At 39.9% G+C, this 22,477-nt stretch carries 21 protein-coding genes; 17 read left to right on the forward strand and 4 right to left on the reverse strand.

The window, feature by feature from the left end; all coding sequences use genetic code 11:
- Positions 1 to 94 precede the first annotated feature (94 nt).
- The 5 genes from BC659_RS11845 to BC659_RS11865 all read left to right on the forward strand — a co-directional run bounded on the left by BC659_RS11845 (position 95) and on the right by BC659_RS11865 (position 3,349).
- The gene (locus tag BC659_RS11845) at positions 95 to 784 is read left to right on the forward strand and encodes a helix-turn-helix transcriptional regulator (protein WP_133474963.1); all 690 of its coding nucleotides are present in this window, start codon (positions 95 to 97) and stop codon (positions 782 to 784) included.
- A gap of 232 nt (positions 785 to 1,016) precedes the next feature.
- The gene (locus tag BC659_RS11850) at positions 1,017 to 1,511 is read left to right on the forward strand and encodes a DinB family protein (protein ID WP_133474964.1); all 495 of its coding nucleotides are present in this window, start codon (positions 1,017 to 1,019) and stop codon (positions 1,509 to 1,511) included.
- Positions 1,512 to 1,586: 75 nt separating this feature from the next.
- Positions 1,587 to 2,111 (forward strand): YdeI/OmpD-associated family protein, encoded by a 525-nt coding sequence (locus BC659_RS11855; protein ID WP_133474965.1) that lies wholly within the window; start codon positions 1,587 to 1,589, stop codon positions 2,109 to 2,111.
- A 50-nt stretch (positions 2,112 to 2,161) separates the two neighbouring features.
- On the forward strand, positions 2,162 to 2,737 hold the full coding sequence (locus tag BC659_RS11860) for a TetR/AcrR family transcriptional regulator (RefSeq protein ID WP_133474966.1): 576 nt from the start codon (positions 2,162 to 2,164) through the stop codon (positions 2,735 to 2,737).
- A 54-nt stretch (positions 2,738 to 2,791) separates the two neighbouring features.
- Positions 2,792 to 3,349, forward strand: coding sequence for a hypothetical protein (locus BC659_RS11865; protein ID WP_133474967.1), 558 nt, complete (start codon positions 2,792 to 2,794; stop codon positions 3,347 to 3,349).
- A gap of 40 nt (positions 3,350 to 3,389) precedes the next feature.
- Here the strand turns inward: BC659_RS11865 and BC659_RS11870 are convergent, their stop codons facing one another.
- On the reverse strand, positions 3,390 to 4,157 hold the full coding sequence (locus BC659_RS11870) for an NIPSNAP family protein (protein WP_133474968.1): 768 nt from the start codon (positions 4,155 to 4,157) through the stop codon (positions 3,390 to 3,392).
- 10 nt (positions 4,158 to 4,167) lie between these two features.
- Positions 4,168 to 5,466 (reverse strand): M20/M25/M40 family metallo-hydrolase, encoded by a 1,299-nt coding sequence (locus BC659_RS11875; RefSeq protein WP_133474969.1) that lies wholly within the window; start codon positions 5,464 to 5,466, stop codon positions 4,168 to 4,170.
- A 367-nt stretch (positions 5,467 to 5,833) separates the two neighbouring features.
- On the opposite strand from BC659_RS11875, the gene BC659_RS11880 reads away from it, so the two are divergent.
- A complete protein-coding gene (locus BC659_RS11880) occupies positions 5,834 to 6,718 on the forward strand; it encodes a DUF4382 domain-containing protein (RefSeq protein ID WP_133474970.1) in 885 nt (294 codons plus the stop codon).
- A gap of 140 nt (positions 6,719 to 6,858) precedes the next feature.
- Positions 6,859 to 8,076 (forward strand): TCR/Tet family MFS transporter, encoded by a 1,218-nt coding sequence (locus BC659_RS11885; protein WP_133474971.1) that lies wholly within the window; start codon positions 6,859 to 6,861, stop codon positions 8,074 to 8,076.
- A 1-nt stretch (position 8,077) separates the two neighbouring features.
- On the opposite strand, the gene BC659_RS11890 is transcribed toward BC659_RS11885, so the two are convergent.
- Both BC659_RS11890 and BC659_RS11895 read right to left on the reverse strand, forming a co-directional pair.
- Positions 8,078 to 8,593, reverse strand: coding sequence for a RidA family protein (locus tag BC659_RS11890; RefSeq protein ID WP_133474972.1), 516 nt, complete (start codon positions 8,591 to 8,593; stop codon positions 8,078 to 8,080).
- A 29-nt stretch (positions 8,594 to 8,622) separates the two neighbouring features.
- On the reverse strand, positions 8,623 to 10,446 hold the full coding sequence (locus BC659_RS11895; protein ID WP_133474973.1) for a M61 family metallopeptidase: 1,824 nt from the start codon (positions 10,444 to 10,446) through the stop codon (positions 8,623 to 8,625).
- Between the two features lie 232 nt (positions 10,447 to 10,678).
- Here BC659_RS11895 and BC659_RS11900 point away from each other — a divergent pair, with 232 nt between their 5' ends.
- From BC659_RS11900 to BC659_RS11945, 10 genes are all read left to right on the forward strand, one after another.
- Entirely contained in the window at positions 10,679 to 10,882 is a 204-nt protein-coding gene (locus BC659_RS11900) for a cold-shock protein (RefSeq protein ID WP_133474974.1), read from the forward strand.
- A gap of 128 nt (positions 10,883 to 11,010) precedes the next feature.
- Positions 11,011 to 11,832 carry a purine-nucleoside phosphorylase gene (locus BC659_RS11905; RefSeq protein WP_133474975.1) on the forward strand — a complete coding sequence of 274 codons (822 nt, stop codon included), beginning with the start codon at positions 11,011 to 11,013 and terminating at the stop codon, positions 11,830 to 11,832.
- A gap of 67 nt (positions 11,833 to 11,899) precedes the next feature.
- The gene (locus tag BC659_RS11910; RefSeq protein ID WP_133474976.1) at positions 11,900 to 13,933 is read left to right on the forward strand and encodes a putative porin; all 2,034 of its coding nucleotides are present in this window, start codon (positions 11,900 to 11,902) and stop codon (positions 13,931 to 13,933) included.
- 57 nt (positions 13,934 to 13,990) lie between these two features.
- Positions 13,991 to 14,383: an HYC_CC_PP family protein gene (locus tag BC659_RS11915; protein WP_133474977.1), complete on the forward strand. Its 393-nt coding sequence runs from the start codon at positions 13,991 to 13,993 to the stop codon at positions 14,381 to 14,383.
- A gap of 111 nt (positions 14,384 to 14,494) precedes the next feature.
- Positions 14,495 to 14,959 (forward strand): heavy-metal-associated domain-containing protein, encoded by a 465-nt coding sequence (locus BC659_RS11920; RefSeq protein WP_211340772.1) that lies wholly within the window; start codon positions 14,495 to 14,497, stop codon positions 14,957 to 14,959.
- A gap of 77 nt (positions 14,960 to 15,036) precedes the next feature.
- Positions 15,037 to 15,546, forward strand: coding sequence for a heavy-metal-associated domain-containing protein (locus tag BC659_RS11925; protein WP_133474978.1), 510 nt, complete (start codon positions 15,037 to 15,039; stop codon positions 15,544 to 15,546).
- A 41-nt stretch (positions 15,547 to 15,587) separates the two neighbouring features.
- On the forward strand, positions 15,588 to 16,400 hold the full coding sequence (locus BC659_RS11930) for a hypothetical protein (protein WP_133474979.1): 813 nt from the start codon (positions 15,588 to 15,590) through the stop codon (positions 16,398 to 16,400).
- Between the two features lie 47 nt (positions 16,401 to 16,447).
- Positions 16,448 to 16,831, forward strand: coding sequence for a hypothetical protein (locus tag BC659_RS11935; protein WP_133474980.1), 384 nt, complete (start codon positions 16,448 to 16,450; stop codon positions 16,829 to 16,831).
- A gap of 112 nt (positions 16,832 to 16,943) precedes the next feature.
- The gene (locus BC659_RS11940; RefSeq protein ID WP_133474981.1) at positions 16,944 to 21,302 is read left to right on the forward strand and encodes a CusA/CzcA family heavy metal efflux RND transporter; all 4,359 of its coding nucleotides are present in this window, start codon (positions 16,944 to 16,946) and stop codon (positions 21,300 to 21,302) included.
- Positions 21,303 to 21,306: 4 nt separating this feature from the next.
- A complete protein-coding gene (locus BC659_RS11945) occupies positions 21,307 to 22,443 on the forward strand; it encodes an efflux RND transporter periplasmic adaptor subunit (RefSeq protein WP_133474982.1) in 1,137 nt (378 codons plus the stop codon).
- Positions 22,444 to 22,477 lie beyond the last annotated feature (34 nt).

Raw genomic sequence — 22,477 nt, forward strand, 5'->3', positions numbered from 1 at the left:
AACAAAAAAAGTGATCCAGCCAGATTGCTTTTTTTGTTGATCGGTTTTTACAATATATCCTGAGTCTATATCTTCAACGGTATATCTTGCCTTTATGAACCGTATCGACCGACTCTTTAGTATCCTTACTTTTTTGCAATCGAAAAAATATGTTCCGGCAGAAAAAATTGCCGAGAAGTTTAACCTGAGTATACGTACAGTATATCGTGACATAAAAGCGTTGAATGAATCTGGCGTGCCTGTTAGTTTTGAGCAGGGAAAAGGATATTTTATTGTAAACGGTTATTTTCTTCCCCCTGTTTCATTTACCAGTGAAGAAGCCAACGCACTAATATTAATGGAAGCGGTGGTAAAAGGATTTTCAGATCATTCTATCCAGAAACATTACGCTACTGCCCTGAATAAAGTAAAAACAGTATTACAGTCGACACAGCAGGATAAACTGGAAACATTGGCATCGCGCATTCGTTTACAGGTGCCCGAATGTATGACCTTGCAGGTATCTTATCTGTCTGTTTTACAGGAAGCTATAACGGCACATACCATGATTCAAATTGCCTATCTCAATAAGAACCAGGAACCCAGTGTGCGAAAAGTGGAACCCATTGGTCTTGTGTTTTATGCATTTGCATGGCATCTTATTGCCTGGTGCCATAAAAGAAATGGTTACCGTGATTTTAAAGTGGCCCGTATACAAAAGCTAACCAATACAAGCACTCCCTTTATACACCGGAAGCATATTTCATTGGATAAGTACATAAAAGATATACCTGTGGAATACTGAGGAAACTGATGAATAAGAAATAAGAAATAAGGAATAGGAAATATGAAATTGTAAATAAAGAATCTATTTAATGATTAGTTATAATCTTACGCTAAATACACCTTTTTTATTTCATATTTCCTATTCCTTATTTCTCTGTTCTAACCCTTGTTCCGAAACTTTTTTTAAAACGGCTGCCATAGGGTTGTCAGTGGCTGTTGATTGTTTTGTAAACACAATTAAAACAATCAATATGACAATTATGCAAGCCTTCCAGCAGGAACTGGAAAATGAAGCTGTGGTAACACGCAAAATGCTGACACTGGTGCCCAACGACAAATACCAGTGGAAACCTCACTCAAAAAGTATGACACTTCAGCAACTGGCCACACATATCGCAGAGTTACCCACCTGGATCGGGATGGTGTTATATACCGATGAACTCGATTTTAGCGTACATCCTTACAGCCCAAAAATCATCGATAATACGGCTGATCTCATCCGTTATTTTGAAACAAGTCTGGAAGAAGGGCGCAGAGACCTCAAAAATGCAGATACTGAATCACTCGGTAAAAACTGGACACTTCGTAACGGAGAGCAGATTTATACTGTAGAAACTAAACAGAGTTTCCTCCGTAGCACTTTCAGTCAGATTATTCACCATAGGGCACAACTGGGTGTTTATTTAAGGCTCCTTGATATTCCCATCCCCGGCAGTTATGGGCCAAGTGCAGATGAGCATATGTAAACAGAAATACCCCGGATGCTTATCCGGGGTATTTTTCTCAAAAGAAATCCCTGAAAGAAGTATTTTGTAGACACTATGATTCATTTTGAAACCATATTGCAGCAGTTTGGTGAAAAGGGTGATAAAACCGGCTGGACCTATATTCAGGTACCGCAGGATATAGCAGCGGAATTACAACCGGAATCAAGGAAAACCTTCCGTGTAAAAGGGAAGCTAGATGCATTTGCTATCAAATCGGTAGCGTTGATGCCCATGGGCGATGGATCATTTATGTTGCCGGTAAATGCAGCCATGCGAAAGGGCATCCGGAAAGCAAAAGGAGCTATGGTAAAAGTTTCAATTACTATTGATAAAACGCCACCAGCCATACCTGCCGCATTAAAAGAATGCCTGGATGAAGAACCACAGGCATGGGAATTCTTTCAGCAACTCACACTCTCTCACAGAAATTATTTTATAAAATGGGTTGAAGGGGTGAAAAACGAAATGCTGCAAGCCAAAAGGATCGCACAAACAATTGATGCACTGTTACTTAAACAGAATTATGTTGAAATGATAAGGGCTCAAAAGGCTAAAAAACAAAAAGACAACCCTTTTTAATCAGGTAAATAAATACTTACTATTTAGTAAGTATTCCCTAATTTTAAGTTGTGACTGCCCGTAATACTGATACTAAAGAAGAAATTGTTCGTATTGGAACCGCCCTGATTAAAAGTCATGGTTACAATGCATTCAGTTATGCAGATATAGCCGAAAAATTACAGGTACGGAATGCTGCTATACATTATCATTTCCGTGGAAAGGAAGATTTATTGTCTGAAATTATCGACCAGTATATCGAGTCATATACTTTGCTAGACAAACAGCTGAAAGCTGCCGGAGCCTCTGCTACGGTTGTACTGGAAAAGTTTATCGAACGGTATTCCTGTCTGGTAGATGCCAACAGTATTTGTATCATTGGGTCCATCGCGTCAGATTTTAATACCCTGCCGGAATCGGTAAAAGAAAAAGTAAAACAGTTGGTTGGACTGGTATTGAAACTGGTAGAACAAACCCTTGTTGCCGGAAAAAAAACAGGCGAATTTACCTTTTCGGAAGTCCCCAAAACACAAACCCTGCTGGTGATGACCAATCTGGCAGCTGGCGTACAGTTGGCAAGAATTACCGGTAAACGTGATTATGATACAATAAAAAAAGCGATCATTCGTCAACTAAAAAAGGGATAAATTTTTTTACCTATAAAACTTACTTATTAGTAAGTAAAATCTAAAATCAAAACCATGAAAAAAGTATTCACATTTGTCATTCTGATGATGGGGTTATCAATCCTATCCGTATCTGCACAAACAGAAGTTAAAGCTGTTATTGTTACTTCCTCCAATGAAACGCTGGAAGGAACCATTAAAGACCAGATGCAGAAAAAAGGGAATATCGTCTTTATTTCTTCAGCAGGAGCAAAAAAACTGTTTGCACCTTCAGATATCACAGGATTCACGATCAATGGCGTGAAGTATGTATCATATGCCAACGATTTTTATAAAGAAGTATCTACAGGAAGCAAAGCCGGTTTGTTTATCCGTGTAACAGACAATAGTGGTAAAACTATTTACAATGGTGCAGAACCGGTTGTTTTGGCAACTGCAGAAGGGAAAGCCGGTGATTACTACCTGCAGATAAAGTCAGACGGTAAATTCAATCTCGTCAGTAAAAAGAATTTTACAGAAGTGATGAGTGCCTTATGTGCAGACTGTTTAGCCATTCAGTCTGGTCTGAAATCGGGTCAGTTAACCTATACACAAATAGATAAACTGGTGGAGCAATATAACAGTTGCTTATAGGTTTTTCTAATAAAGAAGCCCCAGTGACGGGGCTTCTTTATTAGAATTCAGAATAGCTGGTGGGATGTAATAAAATTATATCCAGTTTACTAACCGTATGCTGGTATTCTTCCAGACCCGATAATCTTTTCCATTCCGGGTCATCGCCAAAAGCTTTCCAGTGTTTATTACGCTCATCTATATTGTCGAAACTGGTCATATACATAAGATTCGGCATTCTGTTACCACTTAATACCTCGGCATAAAAAACAGCATTAAAAGAAAGACGTTTAAAGAGTTTGATTTCACCACCCTGGTTAAACATTTCTACTTTTTTACGGTATAATTTTTCAGTAGCGCCTTCATAACTTCTCAGCTCATATACCCTTTCCTGCACCGGACCCGATAAAACCGGTTTTTCCATCCTGGGCATATCTGTAAAAGCGCGTAGTACGAATGTTTCAATACGATTATAAGTTGGCTGGTTGTAGGCCGCATTCAGATAGGGAGCAGCCACTTTCAGGTATTCCTCGTCTTTTTGAAGTGCATCATCCATCTGATAGAGATCATTCAGTGAAGAAAGAGGGATCAATACATACAGCTTCTTTTGTAAGGCAGTATCATTACCCACCGGCGTAAAAAATCCTACCTGTTTAATTCCTTTTTTATGCACGGCTGGTAACCATGCCTGCTGCAGGTAGGTTTCAGTTATTTTTTGCTGATTTGCTTCATTGAAATGATAAAGCTTGATGAAATAAAAATCCCTGTTGTTTTGTGCATATAGTTGTGTGGTTAACAACATTGAAAGCAGACAGATAATTTTTCTCATGGTATTTGTTTTATTCGCTTTGTGTAAGACGATAAATCAGTATAGCGGCCCTTTGTATGAGCAGGGGGAACTGTTTAAGATTGATAGTTTCTCCCGCAGCATGTGCACCTTTTCCGGAAGCACCCAGTCCATCAATACAATCCACATATTTTGCTACATAGGAAATATCACCTGCACCCCTCGAGCCCGGATCGCCGGCATTTACCGCACCCAAGCCAATATCCTGGGAAACTTTGTCGGTTAACAGGCGTAAGGCATCATTCCCCTTGCTGGGCTCCATGGCGGGAATACCATCTGTGAAAGAGATTTTAGCGCTCGTACCATTCAGGTTCTGGTCCGAAACAATGGCTTGCATTTTTTGCCGGGCATTTTCTCTTTGCTTTTCTGTTAAAAAACGCAGATCACCTTCCGCCACAACAGCGGGTGAAATAATATTGGTTTTACCCGCAACAGTGGCCCTCATTTTTTCATCATCATAAGCCATTTCAGATCCGCCAGCAATAATACCGGGATTAAAAGTGAGGTATTTCTCATTTCCCAGGTCTTCTCTGAATCTGTTGATAATCCGGGCTGCTTCATAAATAGCGCCATATCCAGACCCTTGCCCGAATACACCCGCCGAATGTCCAGTTTTTGCCGTTACCGTTAATTTCCAGCTGCTAAAGCCCCGACGGCCAATGGCGATGGTATTCATGCCCTGCGCAGTTTCAAATCCTAAGGCCAGATCGCATTCTTTTGCTCTTTCAATGAAGTCTTTCCTGCTGATACTGGTAGGCTTTCCTGATTCTTCTTCATCGCCCGTAAAATAAACCGTAATGGAAGCTTCATTTAGTAAACCCATGGAATGAAGTGCCTGTAAAGCCATTACCACTATTACATCACCACCTTTCATATCATTGATGCCCTGTCCGGTAGCAGTAGAGTCATTGATACGGGTAAAGGGGCCTGCTGGCATATCAGGTTCAAAAACGGTATCCAGATGCCCGATAATAAATATTTTTTTCCCTTTGGTACCTTTTTTAACGGCTACCAGATGGCCCGCTCTTTGTAAAGAATCTGGCAATGACACCCATTCAGTTTGTAGCCCGGCTTTTTGAAGCTCCCGGGCAAATACTTCACCTACTTTTTTAACACCACTTATATTGAATGTGCCACTATTGATATTAACAGTTTCTTCCAATAGCTTTTCCGCTTCATTGCTATGCGCCTTTATCCAGGTAATGATTTTTTTTTCGGTATCTGTGAGTGATTGAGAAAAAATAGTATTGATCAGAAGCAACGCAATAACCAATGCCTGTATCTTTTTCATGTGTACGATTTATCGGCACTCAAGTTAAGCAAGATTTGGCTACAACGTCAATCTGTAAAGCTTATATACTAACTGCTACTGTTTATTAAGAATGCCCGTACAGGGACAATGCTACTCAAAAAATAGGAATAGCTGCATACGCAGATTAGGAATATGATGTCCTGTTTACTGTGTTTTGTCGGGTAATGAATAGATGAGTTGGAAACAATAGTGAACAGAAATGGAGAAATATGAATGTATGTTTTTTATATACAATGCTTTAACAAAACCTTAGTACACAGTTGGCATTCTTTTGGCTCTACATAAAAAACAGGATGCACAAATAGAAATGCCGATGACAGAAATGCTACGCTAAAATCAAGCACACATGAAAACAAAACAAGTATTCTTCGGAGCAATGATGTTCCTTGCCACAGCACTGGCCATTACATCCTGTAAAAAATCTGATTCGGCCCAGATACCTGCCGGAAAACAGAACCTGAGTTTGTACCTTACAGACGGTCCAGGTTTTTTTGACAAAGTTTTTGTTGATATCAAGGCCGTTCAGGTATTGGTAGATACTACTAAGGATACACGTAGAAATGATACCTGTAACTGGGATAGACTGGGTGCCTATATTGGATCTACGCTGGGTAATAGAAAAGACTCAGGACTGGTGTGGACCAATCTGAATATCAATGCGGGTGTATATGATATTCTGAACCTTCGAAATGGTGTAGATACCTTACTGGCTTCAACTGAAATTCCCAAAGGAGCCATTCGTCTGATCAGAATTGAAATTGGCACCAATAATTCAGTGGTAAAAGATAGTGTAACCTATCCGTTGAGCTGGCCTGATAATAAACCTGCTTATATCCTGATTAAACTGAAAGGCCATGAAACAGAAGAGTTTCTGCCCAACAAAATCCGTCTCTGGCTAGATTTTGATGTTAGCAGGTCTGTTGTCATTGTTAATAACAATAAATTTTTCCTCAAACCAGTATTCCATTTCTTCGTCGAAAAATCTACTGCCAGCGTTTCCGGTAAAGTTAAACCACAGGATGCCAAGGCTGTACTCACACTCTTTAATGCCACTGATACAGCATATGCATTGCCTAATAAAAACGGAGAGTTTAAAATGCGTGGATTGAAAGATGGAACGTATGCTCTCTATGTAAACGGCTCAAACAATTACAAGGATACCACCATCAATAATATCATAGTTCAGGCACCCAAGAATACCAATGTAGGTGTGATTGAACTGAAACAATAGTAGGGTTTTTCAAGAGCAAGGGTTAAGGAGGGGCTTTCGGGCCCCTTCTTTTGTTTTATTGTATGCCCGGGCTTTATTTGTATATTACTTTGTTGTTTAAAATAAAACATCAAATTTGCAATTATAACTACCCCGACTTTATGATTAAGAACCGGAAAGCTGCAATTGGATTTATATTCATCACCTTACTAATCGATATTACCGGACTGGGACTGATTATTCCGGTTATGCCCAAATTAATAGAAGAACTGCTGCATACATCTGATGTAAGCAAAGCTTCTCAGTATGCAGGATGGCTCACATTTGCCTATGCTATTACACAATTCGTTTTCGCCCCCGTACTCGGAAACCTTAGCGACAAATATGGACGACGACCTGTTTTACTTTTTTCATTACTAGGTTTTGGTATTGATTACCTGTTCCTTTCGTTCGCACCTACGATTGGGTGGTTATTTGTAGGAAGGGTGATTGCAGGTGTTACAGGCGCCAGCTTTACCACTGCGTCAGCTTATATAGCCGATATCAGTACCAATGAAAACAGGGCACAGAATTTCGGAATGATTGGTGCCGCTTTTGGATTAGGTTTTATACTGGGTCCATTGATTGGTGGTTTGTTGGGAGAACTGGGCCCCCGTGTGCCTTTCTTTGTGGCAGCAGGTTTGGCTTTACTCAATGCTGCATATGGTTATTTTGTATTACCTGAATCCTTAGATAAAGAACACAGAAGAGCTTTTGAATGGAGAAGAGCAAATCCTATTGGTTCATTGTTGCAGTTGCGTAAATACCCCGCAGTTTCAGGATTGATTATATCCATGATTCTGATCTACATCGCAGGACATTCGGTACAAAGTAACTGGAGCTTTTTTAATATTGAACGATTCAACTGGAGCCCTAAAATGATCGGTATTTCATTGGGTATTGTGGGTTTGTTGGTAGGAGGAGTGCAGGGAGGTCTGGTACGTGTGGTAAATCCTAAAATCGGTAATGAAAAAAGTATATATCTCGGACTGGGATTGTATGCATTAGGCCTTTTGCTTTTCGCTTTTGCAACAGAGGGCTGGATGATGTTTGTATTTCTCATACCATACTGTCTGGGTGGTATTGCAGGACCTGCATTACAGTCAATTATATCTGGTCATGTGCCACCTAATGAGCAGGGTGAGTTGCAGGGGGCGCTGACAAGTTTAATGAGTGCAACTTCTATTGTGGGGCCCCCTTTGATGACGAATCTTTTTGCATATTTCACAAAAAAAGAAGCACCTGTTTATTTTCCAGGTGCCGCTTTCTTTCTGGGCGCTTTGTTAATGATAGCCAGTACTTATTATGCCTACCGGGCTTTGCGTTCCGAAAAACAATAAATCAGTCTTCTACCTCAACCACCATTTCAATTTCAACTGCCATATTCATGGGGAGTGATGCCATGCCTACAGCACTACGGGCATGCCTGCCCTTGTCTGCGAATACGGCAACCATCAGATCAGAAAATCCGTTGATGACTTTGGGCTGATCAACAAAAATTTCGGTTCCGTTTACCATACCCAATACCTTCACAATTCTTTTTACTTTCGATAGATCGCCGATGGCTGCTTTGAGCGTTGACAACAGACTTATGCCTGTTTGTCTGGCGGCGGCATAACCTTCTTCAATTGATAAGTCGCGACCTAGTTTGCCGGTTATATAACTGCCATCTGCTTTTGCAGGACCATGTCCGGATAGAAAAATAAGGTTGCCGGTTTTTACAAATTTTACATAATTGGCAACCGGCGAAGAAGGTGCCGGTAATACAATGTTCAGGGCTTTTAACTTCTCTTCCGGTGTTTGGGCACTAATACTATTACTCAATACCAATAATGCCAGTATAAAATAGGTTCTCATGTTTAAATTTTATAACGAAAAATATTTAGCTACTTAACTTTTGATTTAAACCAGTTATCCCTGATCTTTTTCATCGCTTCTGTAATCGTTTGTCCGGTATTTTCAATATCATTTATACTAAGACTGCTGTTTTCTTTTAATGTAAGTACGGTTGTTTTTTCTTTACCGCGATGTTTATAAAGAACAGTAACTTTTTCACCTGGCTTTTTCTGCTGTAGGAAATTGGTAATATCAGTAGGGGACTTAACAGTGGTCTGATCAAATTGTAATATTTCATCATTTATGTCCAGCCCTGCTTCATAAGCAGAGCTACCTTTCAGGGTATTGCTGGTTACCATTAATTTCCCTTGTTCATTGGCGCGTGTATTTAATCCGATATTCACTTTTCCTTCATTCGTTTTTTTGATATCATATCCTGCTTTTGCAAAAAGGGAAGTATAGTCAATGGCTTCATGGCCCAGGATATATTTTTTGAAAAACTGATCAGCGAAAGCTGCATCTGTAATATTTGCCAGTGTTTTCTGCATAGAAGAAAGGGTATAGGGTATTTCAGGTTTTCCATGACTGACCCACATGGCTTTCATAAAGTCGTCCAAAGATTTATTCTTTTTTGTTTGCATTTCCAGATCAAGGGCAAGTGCAATGGCTGCACCATATGTATAGTAGGAAGTAAACATATTGTTGTAGTTGTTTTTGTCGATTGAAACAGCCGCATCTACAAAAACTGCATGATTACTGGCATCCACTGGTGAGTAGTACACAGCACCAGGGCTATTTGACTTTGTATTTACCAGACCACCGGCGGAAGCAATAAAAGATTGAGGTGTCAGTAATCCTGCACGTGCGAGTATTAGGCTTCCATAATATTGCGTAAATCCTTCTGCGAACCAGAGTTCGTGACTCATATTGCTCTTCGCAAAATTAAATGGCTCCAGTGTTTTCGGCCTTATTCTTTCAACGTTCCAGTTATGGAAGAATTCATGAGAAGTAACACCCGTTAATGAGTTAGGGTTAAAGCTGAGACTTGGAGAGGATATCATGGTTGAGTTGCGATGTTCCATTCCATCCCCCTGCACATAAGGATTGGCACTCATAATAAAAGTATAGGTACCTGTTTCATAATTCGGAAACTCTCCGAAAACAGCGCTGGCTTCTGCTACTATTTTTTTGGTTTTCTCCATTAGTTCATCTGCCTGTTGTGCAGTTGCATCAGCTTCCAGTGCGATCCGAATAGTGAATTTTTTTCCATCAGGATTATTTACCTGCCACTCACGGATGATGAGGTCCCCGATCTTGGTAGGGCTATCCATAAAATACTGTAAATCAGGTGCCGTAAATGTATGGGCTTGCGCTGTAGGGAATAGTTGTGTGCCTACGATGCCTTTGTTTTCTTTTGGAAGATCGAAACTGATTTCAATGGGTGCTTTATCATATCCGGTGATCCACATAAATGCAGCAGGCATATTCAGGTGAATACTTTCCGGATCGATACCAGCATAAGTGCCGTCCGCATAATTGGCAAATAGCGTATAGGTAACTGTTACAGTTCCGGTATGAGTTGGTACTTCATAGATATCTCCATCAATTCTGTTGATGGTAATAGCATTGCCATTTTTATCGGCTGCTTTTACATCATATACGTTTTTACCAAATTCATGTGTTGCATACCTGCCCGGGGAGGATCGACTCATCCTGAAAACGGCAGGTTTGGTCTGGATACCACTGGCCGTAACACTGATAACAGCTTCATGATGAACAGCATTCGGAAAAGAAACTTTATAGGTGATTTTTTGCGCATAGGTACATATGCTCAGCAGGAATAAGCCCAGCAGCAAACCTGATCTTTGTAACATGATGAGTGGTTTAAGTGTATATGCTAAGATAAATGACTGGAGGGATTTAACAGATCATTCCCAAAAGAGAAGGATGAACGGTTTATTATACACTAAAGCTTGATTGTTAACTGTTTATTCTGTTAAAAACAGTGAATAAACGCTAAACTGTATGCGTTAATGTCTGAATAAGTTGGCAGGGGACTGATTTAAGCGTATCTTTACACTCTTATTTATAATTACAATTTTACAAATGAACACACAAATTCAGGGAACTGTAAAGTTCTTCAATGAGGAAAAAGGTTTTGGTTTTATTAAGCATGAAAACTCTAGCCAGGAAACTTTCGTACACGCTAACGGTCTGATCGATCAGATTGAAGCTAACGATAAAGTGGTATTTGACGTGCAGGAAGGTCGTAAAGGCCCTAACGCCGTTAACGTTAAGCGTATCAACTAATCAGTCATACATCTTAACTTTAAGGACCATCCCGATTCTATCGGGATGGTTTTTTTATGTCCCGATCCTGCCGGATTTGTCGTTCAGGCTATTGTAAGGGTTATATTTGCAAACTAAACCTATTATTGATGTCGACAGTAATGCAACAATTAAAAGAGACTACAGATTTTATAAAGTCAAAAGTAACAGGGGAAGCCAGCATAGGTATTATACTTGGTAGTGGCCTTGGTAACCTTGCAAATGAAATTGTAATAGAATTTGAAATCGCATATAATGATATACCCCATTTCCCTGTAAGTACGGTAGAAGGGCATAAAGGTAAATTTATGTTTGGGGAACTGGGCGGTAAGAAAGTGTGGGTAATGGGTGGTCGATTTCATTTTTATGAAGGATATACCGCACAACAAGTGGCTTATCCGGTAAGGGTTATGCGAATGCTTGGTGTAGATACTTTATTGTTGTCGAATGCGGCAGGTGGTGTTAATCAGGCTTTTAAAGTGGGTGATCTGATGATTATCAATGATCATATCAGCTTCTTTATTGTAAACCCTTTACTGGGCAAAAATGAAGATGCCATTGGTACCCGTTTTCCTGATATGAGTGAACCGTATGATAAAAACCTTATCAACAAGGTTATCTCTATCGCTGCAAAAAACGAGATAGCTGTTCATCAGGGTGTATATACAGGTGTAACAGGCCCTACTTTTGAAACCAGGGCAGAATATAAACTCATTAAAGCGTTGGGGGGTGATGCGGTAGGAATGAGTACCGTTCAGGAAACGATAACAGCAGTTCACTCCGGTATGAAGGTATTTGCCATGAGTGTAATTACTGATCTTGGTATCAGAGAAGAAGAAAATGTAATCACACATGCTGAAGTACTAGAAGCTGCCCATAATGCAGAGCCTAAACTTACATTGTTGTTTACCGAACTTATTAAAACACTATAACAGATAAATCCCCAGTTTTAACTTCCTGCAATAAGCATTCGGCTTAATTTGCAGTACATTCAAAGTTATGCGTGTAACAAAAAGCCAGGTCTTATGGGTTCTGATGGTTTTCAGTGGGCTACATGTATTTGCCCAGACAGGCAATTTTCGTACACGTAATACAAGTGGTCAACAATCAGGTATCACAACAGATGCACAGGGCAGGCCGATCAGGAGAAATACAGGTAATGATTCTTTGAAAACAAGGAACAGTCTGGCCGACTCCATTACGATTTTTTATCGTTATTACGATTCAACACGTCCCCGCACCATCGATTCATCCATCAATGATTTTTATACCCGTTTCCCGCTGCCATACCGTTACCATAGCCTTGGTAATTATGGAACGGCTGCGCAGTCGCTCGTATTTGAACCCTTTATGAAAGCGGGTTTTGATGCCGGTTTCCATGCCTATGACATCTATCGTTTTACGCCGGAGAATACCCGCCTGTACCAAACAACAAGACCCTATACAGAACTTGCGTATTTATTAGGTAGTAAAGCAGAGCAGCTGATTAATTTTCTGCATACACAGAATAAAAAAGACAATTTCAATTTTTCTATTGAATATCGGTTCAGTAACGGACCGGGTGCACTTAAGAATCAGAATGCCAGCCACAATAATTTCAGATTTACTACCAATTACCGCTCACTCAATCGTAAGTATGGTGTAAACCTGATTTACTATTCCAATAAGGCAGCCTCTTCAGAAAATGGAGGATTGCAGGATGTAAAACTTTTAGACAGTCTCAGGTTGAATGATCCTTTTGAGTTGGAAACAAGGCTCGGAAGGCCCGGTGTGGCGCGCAGAAACCCATTTAATACAACGGTTACTACCGGGAATACGTATAAAGAAACAACAGTGCTGCTGAGGCAATACTATGATTTTGGTAAGAAGGATTCCATCATTACAGATTCTACAGCATACAAAATATTTTATCCGCGTTTTCGTCTGGAACATACCTTACGTTTTACGGCAAGTAGTTATCAATTTTCTGACCAGATAGCAGATTCTCTGAGATACCTTCAGTATTTTAACCGTACGATTCCTGATTCAGGATTTGTAGCTTATTGGGATCGTTGGACAGATATCACCAATCAGTTTTCTGTACTTACTTTCCCTGATAAGAATAACCAAAGTCAGTTTATAAAAGCAGGTATCGCTCTTCAGAATCTGAGTGGAAAATTTGATAGCACATTCAAAAAAAACCATTACAATATTTATGCATTAGGGGAGTACAGAAACCGCACCCGTAATCAGGTATGGGATATTGAGGCTAGGGGCGAATTGTACCTGAATGGATTGAATGCAGGTGATTATGAGGCTTTTGTAAGTATGAAACGATTACTCGGAAAAAAAGCCGGTTACCTGAATATTGGCTTTCAGAATGTTAACAGATCGCCGTCTTATATTTTCAATCCGCTGAGTCGTTTTCCGATCGATAACAGAGCCAACTTTAATAAGGAAAACAGCATTCGTTTATTTGCCAGCTATGAAAATCCTCGAAATGGTTGGATGATTTCCGGTTCCTATTATGCAATGAGTAATTACATGTATTTCGATAGTTTTTTTCATGCAAAGCAGGAAGCTACCTTATTCAACGTAGTACATATAAGGGCAGAGAAAAAATTCAGGTTATCCCGTTACTGGAACTGGTACACAGAAGTAGATGTACAGCAAACAACGGGTCAGCCGCCGGTGAATCTTCCATTACTGCTTACACGGAACCGGATTGCATTTGAAGGCAATTTTTTTACCAATCTGTTTTTGTCTACCGGTCTTGAACTCCGATACCATACAGCTTACAAAGCAGATGCATATTCTCCTTTTCTGGGACGTTATTTTTACCAGAATACACAGACCATCAGAAACCGTCCTGATATTAACCTCTTTTTACATTTCAGGATCAAGAGCTTTAAGGGATTTGTACGTGTAGAGAACCTTAACTCGCTGAATACCAGTAAGGGATTTGAATTCAGCAAACCCAATTTTGTTTCAGGATTGTATCCCAATACCACATTATGGACAAGGGTAGGTATCTGGTGGAACTTTGTGAATTAGCAGCCTTAACAATTTTTATGCTTCATAATCCGCGTGCTTTATTAATTTTGTATAGATATGAAGCGTGTACTCACTTCTCTTATTGCAATGGTATACTTTGTCATCAGCAGTGGTATGGTGATGAGTATACACTATTGTATGGGGAAGATCAGTAGCGTAGACCTCAATCATAATAAAACCGAGACCTGTGTTTGTGGTATGTCCTTAAAGGAAACCTCCAATAAAGGATGTTGCAAAACAGAGATCAAAATGGTTAAGCTGGAAGATACGCATAAAGCAGCCTATGCTTTTTACGAAATTCAGGCACCGGCAGCCCTCCTGCCTTCTGTAACCAGTCTTTTTCAACAGGTGGATCTACAGCAATCAGCCAAAGTATATGCTGATATTCATGGACCGCCTTTATTATCCCAACAGGATACCTATCTGCGTAATTGTGTTTTCAGAATCTGATACCCTTTCCGGTGTTACGAAAAGGTATTGATGCTATATCAGTGCTGTATGGCTATTATATGTCGCAAGACATACCCAGGTTCATTTATTCCATTAAACAAATCATTTGTTATGAAAACACAATCTATATTATTAAGCATTTTATTTTCATTTTTTTCTGTTATTGCAATTGCGCAAACCAAATCACCAGCTTTGAAATCTGAAGAAATCAAAGTTTGGGGTAACTGTGGCATGTGTAAATCAACCATTGAGAAAGCTGCCAAAGCTGGCGGAGCCAGTACGGCTATCTGGAATGAGGATACCAAAATCCTCAAAGTGAAATATGCAGCTGCTAAAACAAACGGTAATAAAATTCAACAGAAAATAGCCGATGCAGGATATGATACAAAGGATCTGACTGCAAAGGAAGAAGCCTACAACAATCTCCATGACTGCTGCAAATACGACCGTAAAGATTCGGCATCTGCAAAACATGACAAAGATTGCTGCAGCGACAAGAATTGTAGCTCCTCAAAACAGTGCTGCACAGATAAGTGTGCAAAAGACGCTAAAGATTGCTGCGTTAAAACTAAATAAGAACCTTCTTTTGTAATCAGGGTGTAGTTGCCTCTTATAAGCAGGCAACTACACTTATATACTATTAAAATAAAGTCATGAAAAAGCTTATCATATTTTTTTTATTATGTATCAGTGTTGGTGGATATGCGCAGGTAAAGAAAGTAAATCTCAGAGCGAGTGGACTTACCTGTGCCATGTGCTCTAAAGCTGTATTTAAATCATTGTCGGATGTTCCTTTTGTAGATAAAATTCAGGTAGATATACAGCAGTCGACCTATGAAGTATATTTTAAAGAAGGGACGCAGGTAAATTTTGATGCATTGAGCAAGGCTGTAATTGATGCAGGCTTTTCGGTAGACGAGTTGAAAGTTACCTCAAACTTTAATGGGTTTAAAGTACAGAAAGGTGCAAAGCTGGAGTTGGGTAATCAGACCCTGCAGTTTATAAATGCTAATGACCAGACATTGACAGGCGAAAAAACTTTTACACTGATTGATAAAGGGTTTGTTTCGGCACAACAGTTTAAGAAATACAAACTTACTGCCGGTAAAGCTTATGGAACTGGTTTTGCCGATGGGAAACGTGTGTATCATGCTATTCTGTAAAGAAGATCGAACACTTGTATTGAATGACTTAAACTGAATGCATGAAATGTAATTTATTATTTGCAGCATTACTTGCCTGTCTATTTGTGAGTGGTCAGGAATTGTATGTTTTTTCTGAACCGGCCAGTAATATGCCGGCAAAATCAATAAGCATTAAACAAACTGCTAAATGGTTAAGAAATACCGTAGCTAGCCGAACTGAAAGCAGGCATAGCTCTGAACTCATGTTTGGTGTTAACAGAAACCTGATGGTGCATGGGGCCGTTACTTTTTCTGATATGTATAGCCGTGCCCAACGTTTTGAAAGTATAAGGACTTATGCTAAATATCGCTTCCTTACGCTTGATGGTATGTATAGCCATTTTCGAATGGCCGCATTTGCGGAAGCTGCCCATAGCAGAAATGTATCCGGATACGATGAGTTAAGTCTGGAAGGTGACCAGAGTGGCATACAGGCTGGTATCATTGCAACACAACTCCTGCATAAGCTGGCTATTTCAACCACATTGAGTCTTACAGAATCTCTTCAAAAGGGTCGCTCACAACCGGGGCCGAAAATGGTACCTTATCAGGCATTCAATTATTCATTGTCTGCAGGATACCTGGTATTGCCTAAAAAGTATACCAGTTACGACCAGACCAACCTGAATCTTTATGTAGAATTACTCGGACAGCGTACTTATGATAAGAAACGTTATTTCGTTGATCTGGCACCTGCTGCACAACTTATTTTCAATAGTCAGGCAAAGCTCAATCTGGGATATCGGTTCCAGTTGGGAGGTAATATGAACAGAATGGCTGATAAAAGCTGGATGCTGAGCTTTGAATGGTTGTTTCTGAATGCGCTGAAGTAGCGGAAATTCCTATGATAATGGTCGTCAGAATTCAGTACCTTTACGAGGTGCGAAAACTGACGGCCATAATAATTGTTGCAGTGTACCTTTTTGGTGCAACAGAAGCAAGTCAATTGCTTAAGTTGCCCATACTCGTGCAGCATTATTATGAGCATAAAGCAGGTAATACGTCAGTTACGCTAACCCGGTTTTTACAAATGCATTACATGGGGCATGATGATAACGATAATGATAACCTTCGTGACATGCAGTTGCCCTTTAAAACCATGAACGACTGTTGCATGATAGCTTTCAACAGTCTTCCTCCCCAGAAAATTCAAATCAGCGAAATGGTCACTTACGAAGTGCAAAAAGAATTTACGCTGTTGAATGATGCTGCACCTTTTTCTATTTCTGTAGAAGATATTTTTCAACCTCCCAGAATTGTATAATTTTTCTTTCGGTTCAGTAAGAAAACTGTACCTGTAATAACTGTCTTGTTTCTGAATGATAACAGAGCAGGAATGGTATATTTATAAATATTCAAAGGAAAATTATACAAGCATGTTAAATGCAATTATTCATTTTTCAGTCAGGAATAAACTGATTGTGGGCTTAATGGTGCTGGCTCTTATTATTGTAGGTGCCATAGAAACCACCCGTTTGCCCATTGATGCAGTTCCGGATATAACCAATAATCAGGTATTGGTGATAACAAATGCACCCAGCCTGGGTGCACCTGATGTTGAGCGATTTATTACAGTGCCTATTGAGCAGGCAACCAGAAATGTTCCGGGTATTGTTGAGCAAAGAAGTTTTTCCCGTTTCGGACTCAGTCTGGTAACAATTGTATTTGATGAATCTACAGATGTGTACTGGGCAAGAACGCAGATCAGTGAACGATTGGCACAGGTTCGCCAACAGATTCCTGCCGGTATGGGAAACCCTGAATTGGGACCGGTAACAACGGGGCTAGGTGAAATATTTCAGTACGTAATCAGGCCCAAGTCGGGATATGAGGGAAAATATAGTATGGCTGAATTGAGAACCATACAGGATTGGGTGGTTCGAAAGCAATTGTTGTCTACCGAAGGAATAGCCGATGTTAGCAGTTTTGGCGGTGAATTGAAACAGTATGAAGTAGCTGTAAAAACAGATAAGCTAAAGAGTCTGCAGGTAACCATAGGAGATGTTTATAAGGCCTTACAGGCTAATAACCAGAATACAGGAGGGGCTTATATTGAAAAAGGCCCCACGGTATTATTTATCAGGACAGAAGGTCTTACCAAAAGCATTGAAGATATCGGAAGTATTGTTGTTAAGCAGGTAAATGGTATGCCCATACTTGTAAGAGATCTGGCCGAAGTAAAGCTGGGTAGTGCTACGCGTTATGGCGCATTGGCTTACAACAATGATGGTGAAGTAGCAGGGGCGGTGGTTATGATGCTAAAGGGTGAAAACAGTAATAAAGTCATACGCAATATCAAGAAAAAAATAAAACAGATCGAGAAAACATTGCCTGAAGGTGTAGTGATTGATCCTTTCCTCGATCGTACAAAAATGGTGAATCATGCCATAGGTACTGTAGAGACCAATTTACTGGAGGGTGCACTGATTGTTGTTTTTGTATTGGTATTATTCCTCGGCAATTTCAGGGCCGGATTTATTGTGGCTACAGTTATACCGTTGTCTATGCTGTTTGCCATCATTATGATGAATGCATTTGGTGTAAGCGGAAATTTGATGAGTCTCGGTGCACTCGATTTTGGCTTATTGGTAGATGGCGCCGTCATCATAGTTGAAGCCGTGATGCATAAAATGTCGAAACATAATGGTGTTACCCTGGGTACAAAACTTTCCAAAGATCAGATGAATGCCACTGTGGAAGAGTCAAGTGGTAAAATGATGAATGCCGCTGTATTCGGGCAGATCATTATTCTGATTGTGTACCTCCCGATACTTTCTCTGGAAGGGATAGAAGGTAAAATGTTTAAGCCCATGGCACAAACCGTGTCATTTGCCATATTGGGTGCATTTCTATTATCAGTAACCTATGTGCCGATGATGAGTTCTTTTTTCCTTAGCAGAAAAATGGGACATAAAGAAAACCTGTCTGACAGGATGATGAAGAAAATACAATCATGGTATACACCTCTTCTTAAAAAAGTAATAGCGGCACCTGTCTGGATTATCACAGCTTCAGGTGTATTATTCATTGCAGCAGTGATCATTATAAATACATTGGGTGGAGAATTTATACCCAAACTGGAAGAAGGTGATTTTGCAGTTGAAACAAGGGTGTTAACAGGCTCTTCTATAACGACTACTTTACAGGAAAGCCAGAAAGCCGTAAAGATTATACTGAAGGAATTTCCTGAAGTAGAGAAAATCGTTACCAAGGTAGGAACCGGTGAAATTCCGGCTGATCCCATGCCCATTGAGTCTGCAGATATGATCGTGGTACTGAAAGACAAAAAAGAATGGACTTCTGCCAAAACCTTTGATGAACTCGCCGAAAAAATGGGAGAGAAAGTGCAGGCAGTTCCAGGTGTAACTACAGGATTTCAGTATCCGGTGCAAATGCGTTTTAATGAATTAATGACCGGCGCAAGACAGGATGTGGTTTGTAAAATTTTTGGTGAAGATCTTGATAGCCTTGCTGCATATGCCGGAAAAGTAGGTAATGTAATAGGTACTGTTGATGGTGCAAGGGATCTTTTTGTTGAAACAGTAACCGGTATTCCCCAGATGGTGATTCGTTATAACCGCGAGGCTATTGCCAGGTATGGAGCAAGTATTGAAGCCATTAATCAGGCTGTTCAGGCTGCTTATGCAGGTAGTGTGGCAGGACAGATTTTTGAAAATGACCGGAGGTTTGATCTGGTGATCCGTTTAGATAAGGCGCAGAGAAACCAGGCAGATGATATCGAAAATCTTTTAATCGGATTGCCTAATGGTCAGCAGGTACCATTGAATGTACTGGCGAGCGTGAAAATGGAAGATGGTCCTTATCAGATTCAGCGAGAAGATGCACAGAGAAGAATCACTATCGGATTTAATGTACGTGGAAGAGATGTGCAGTCTATTGTGGAAGAACTGCAAAATAAAATTGGTAAACAGGTTCAATTACCTGCTGGCTATTTTATTACTTATGGAGGTCAGTTTGAGAATCTGCAGGAAGCTACCAAGCGTTTAACCATTGCTGTTCCGGCCGCATTGTTACTGATTTTTGTCATGTTGTTTTTTGCGTTCAAAAAATTTAAATACTGTTTATTGATTTTTTCTGCTATTCCTTTGTCAGCAATTGGTGGAGTGTTTGCTTTGTGGCTGAGAGATATGCCCTTCAGTATTTCAGCAGGGATAGGTTTTATTGCCTTATTCGGTGTGGCAGTATTGAACGGGATTGTACTCATAACAGAAATGAATCGTGTAAAAGAAGAGGGGTTGAACGACCTGAAAGCGGTTATTCTGCAGGCCACTGAAACCAGACTGAGGCCTGTATTGATGACAGCAGCTGTGGCTTCATTTGGATTTTTACCGATGGCATTGAGTAACGGAGCAGGTGCAGAAGTGCAAAGACCATTGGCAACCGTAGTAATAGGAGGTTTGTTTTCTGCAACTTTACTGACACTTTTTATATTACCTGTTTTATACCTGTTATTTGAAAAGAAAAAACCTGTAAAGGCTATGAAACCCTTGATGCTGATTGTTGGTATGTTCTTGTCAGCTGTTTTATTTGCACAGCCAGTAAGGCAGATGAAACTGAAAGAACTCACTTTAATGGCTGAACAAAAAGCACCTGTGATACAGGTGAATCAGTTGCAGGAAAAGTATTATTCAGTTTTAAAGACAACGGCAAGGGAAATTCCGAAAACACAGATCGTTACAGAGTTGGGTAATTATAACAGTTTTAATTTTGATAGCCGTATCTCTGTTTCACAACCTTTGCAATCTGGTGCATTATATCGTAAGCAGGAATCGGTACTGAATAATTATCTGGCTACTGCAAAAGCCAGTTCTATAGTACAGAAAGCACAACTGAAGCGAATGATAGCGCAGTTGTATCTCGATCTTCAGTTTTTAGCTGCCAGAAAGCGCATTCTTGAAAGAATGGATAGTGTATATGGTAACTACCAGAAAATGGCACAGTTACGTTATGAAAAAGGTGAATCAAATCTGCTGGAAAAAACCACCATCGATAATCAGGTAATGTATAACAAACAGCTGATATTAATGAATCAGTCTGATGCAAGGGCTGTTCAGTTGGAACTGGCTTTACTATTACAGGAAGACATACAGATCGAGCCGGCAGAAGAACTGGATGCACAGCAACACCTGTACGATACAGCTTTACTGAACCAGCATCCTGAATTAAAAGTGTATGAGGCACAGTTGGCAAGAGCGCAATCAGAGACGGAACTGGAAAAAAGCAGACTCAAACCTGAATGGCTGGTTGGGTATAATAATCAGTCGCTCATGGGATGGATGACGTATAAAAATCGATCTGAGCGTTTTTTTGATGCAGGAAATCGTTTTTCTTCTGTAACACTGGGTATGTCTGTTCCTGTTTTTAATAAGGCGAGGAGGGCAAAAATCGAAGCGGCTACTATACAGGAAGATGTAACCAAAGCTGCAGCGGCCATGATAAGTATTCAATTAAAAACCAGGATGGTTCAGTTTTTACAACACAGAGAAAAATTAAATGCCAGTATTGCTTATTATAAGAATAGTGCGCTCCCTCAGTCACTGACCATTATACAAACGGCTGGACTCCAATATAAAAACGGACAGATAAATTATATAGAGTGGGGTACACTGATGACGCAGGCGTTATCGATTCAGTTACAATATGCAGAAATACAAAGAGAACATCAGTTAAATGAAATTGAACTCGATTATTTATTACAAAACAATCAACTTTAATATTATGCGTTCTTATATTTTAGTAATTGCTTTTGCTGGAGCCATAGCTTGCGGCACCAAAAAGCAGGAGACAAGTCAGACTACTGAGAATACAACCATTGAAAAGGATATCAGCTTAACAGCTGAACAATTAAAAAATGGAGGTATTGAAACAGGATTACCCGAAGAAGCCATGATGAGTGCATCTATAAAAGTAAATGGTGTGGTGGATGTACCTCCTCAAAGTATGGTATCTGTAAGTTTTCCGTTAGGTGGATATTTAAAAAATTCTCACCTGCTACCCGGTATGGGCGTAAAGAAGGGGGAAGTGATTGCCACACTGGAAGACCAGAGCTATGTACAGCTTCAGCAGGATTATTTGGTTGCGAAGGCAAGGATGGACTATCTGTCAGCCGATCTCGAAAGACAAAAAGAATTGAGTAGTCAGGATGCAACCAGTAAAAAAATATACCAGCAGGCTGGTGCCGATTTTAAAACCCAACAGGTACTGATCAAATCATTGGAAGAAAAACTACGTATTGTTGGAATAGATCCTGATAAATTAACAGTGAACAATATATCAAGAGCCATCAATCTTCGTTCTCCCATCAATGGTTTCGTAACCAAAGTAAATGTGAATATCGGAAAGTATGTAAATCCGGCTGATGTATTGTTTGAACTGGTAGATCCCGATGATATTCATGCTGCACTTACTGTTTTTGAAAAAGATATCATGATGATTAAAAAAGGAATGAAAGCGGCAGTGTCATTAGCCGATAAGCCCGGAAAAAAATATGAAGTAGATGTAATTCTGGTGACACGTAATGTTGATGAGAACAGAGGTGGATTGGTACACTGCCATTTCGAAAATGCCAATCATGAATTGTTACCAGGTATGTTTCTGAACGGAAGCTTTGAACTTGACAGTAAAAAAGTAATGGCTGTACCTGAATCTGCCGTGGTGCGATTTGAAGGGAAACAATACGTATTCCTTGCAAAAGATAAATCGAATTTTGAAATGAAAGAAGTGGAAACAGGAATCGTCCAAAATGGTAAAATAGAGTTGAAAGAGGATGCAGCAGTTAACTGGAAAGAACAAAAGATTGCGGTAAAGAATGCCTATAGCTTATTAGGTAAATTAAAAAATAAAGCAGACGAATAGTGAAGCCTCATTCACAAAGTATTTTTACGTTATC

The organism is Sediminibacterium goheungense, assembly GCF_004361915.1.
GTDB lineage: Bacteria > Bacteroidota > Bacteroidia > Chitinophagales > Chitinophagaceae > Sediminibacterium > Sediminibacterium goheungense.

Bases quoted from the DNA above. Each gene is read 5' to 3' on its own strand.
- BC659_RS11945 (WP_133474982.1), top strand. From the start codon at position 21,307: ATGCGTTCTTATATTTTAGTAATTGCTTTTGCTGGAGCCATAGCTTGC.
- BC659_RS11890 (WP_133474972.1), bottom strand. From the start codon at position 8,593: ATGAGAACCTATTTTATACTGGCATTATTGGTATTGAGTAATAGTATT.
- BC659_RS11855 (WP_133474965.1), top strand. From the start codon at position 1,587: ATGATTCATTTTGAAACCATATTGCAGCAGTTTGGTGAAAAGGGTGAT.
- BC659_RS11875 (WP_133474969.1), bottom strand. From the start codon at position 5,466: ATGAAAAAGATACAGGCATTGGTTATTGCGTTGCTTCTGATCAATACT.
- BC659_RS11940 (WP_133474981.1), top strand. From the start codon at position 16,944: ATGTTAAATGCAATTATTCATTTTTCAGTCAGGAATAAACTGATTGTG.
- BC659_RS11885 (WP_133474971.1), top strand. From the start codon at position 6,859: ATGATTAAGAACCGGAAAGCTGCAATTGGATTTATATTCATCACCTTA.
- BC659_RS11865 (WP_133474967.1), top strand. From the start codon at position 2,792: ATGAAAAAAGTATTCACATTTGTCATTCTGATGATGGGGTTATCAATC.
- BC659_RS11905 (WP_133474975.1), top strand. From the start codon at position 11,011: ATGTCGACAGTAATGCAACAATTAAAAGAGACTACAGATTTTATAAAG.
- BC659_RS11880 (WP_133474970.1), top strand. From the start codon at position 5,834: ATGAAAACAAAACAAGTATTCTTCGGAGCAATGATGTTCCTTGCCACA.
- BC659_RS11870 (WP_133474968.1), bottom strand. From the start codon at position 4,157: ATGAGAAAAATTATCTGTCTGCTTTCAATGTTGTTAACCACACAACTA.
- BC659_RS11925 (WP_133474978.1), top strand. From the start codon at position 15,037: ATGAAAAAGCTTATCATATTTTTTTTATTATGTATCAGTGTTGGTGGA.
- BC659_RS11895 (WP_133474973.1), bottom strand. From the start codon at position 10,446: ATGTTACAAAGATCAGGTTTGCTGCTGGGCTTATTCCTGCTGAGCATA.
- BC659_RS11850 (WP_133474964.1), top strand. From the start codon at position 1,017: ATGACAATTATGCAAGCCTTCCAGCAGGAACTGGAAAATGAAGCTGTG.
- BC659_RS11910 (WP_133474976.1), top strand. From the start codon at position 11,900: ATGCGTGTAACAAAAAGCCAGGTCTTATGGGTTCTGATGGTTTTCAGT.
- BC659_RS11920 (WP_211340772.1), top strand. From the start codon at position 14,495: ATGAAAACACAATCTATATTATTAAGCATTTTATTTTCATTTTTTTCT.
- BC659_RS11915 (WP_133474977.1), top strand. From the start codon at position 13,991: ATGAAGCGTGTACTCACTTCTCTTATTGCAATGGTATACTTTGTCATC.
- BC659_RS11845 (WP_133474963.1), top strand. From the start codon at position 95: ATGAACCGTATCGACCGACTCTTTAGTATCCTTACTTTTTTGCAATCG.
- BC659_RS11900 (WP_133474974.1), top strand. From the start codon at position 10,679: ATGAACACACAAATTCAGGGAACTGTAAAGTTCTTCAATGAGGAAAAA.
- BC659_RS11930 (WP_133474979.1), top strand. From the start codon at position 15,588: ATGAAATGTAATTTATTATTTGCAGCATTACTTGCCTGTCTATTTGTG.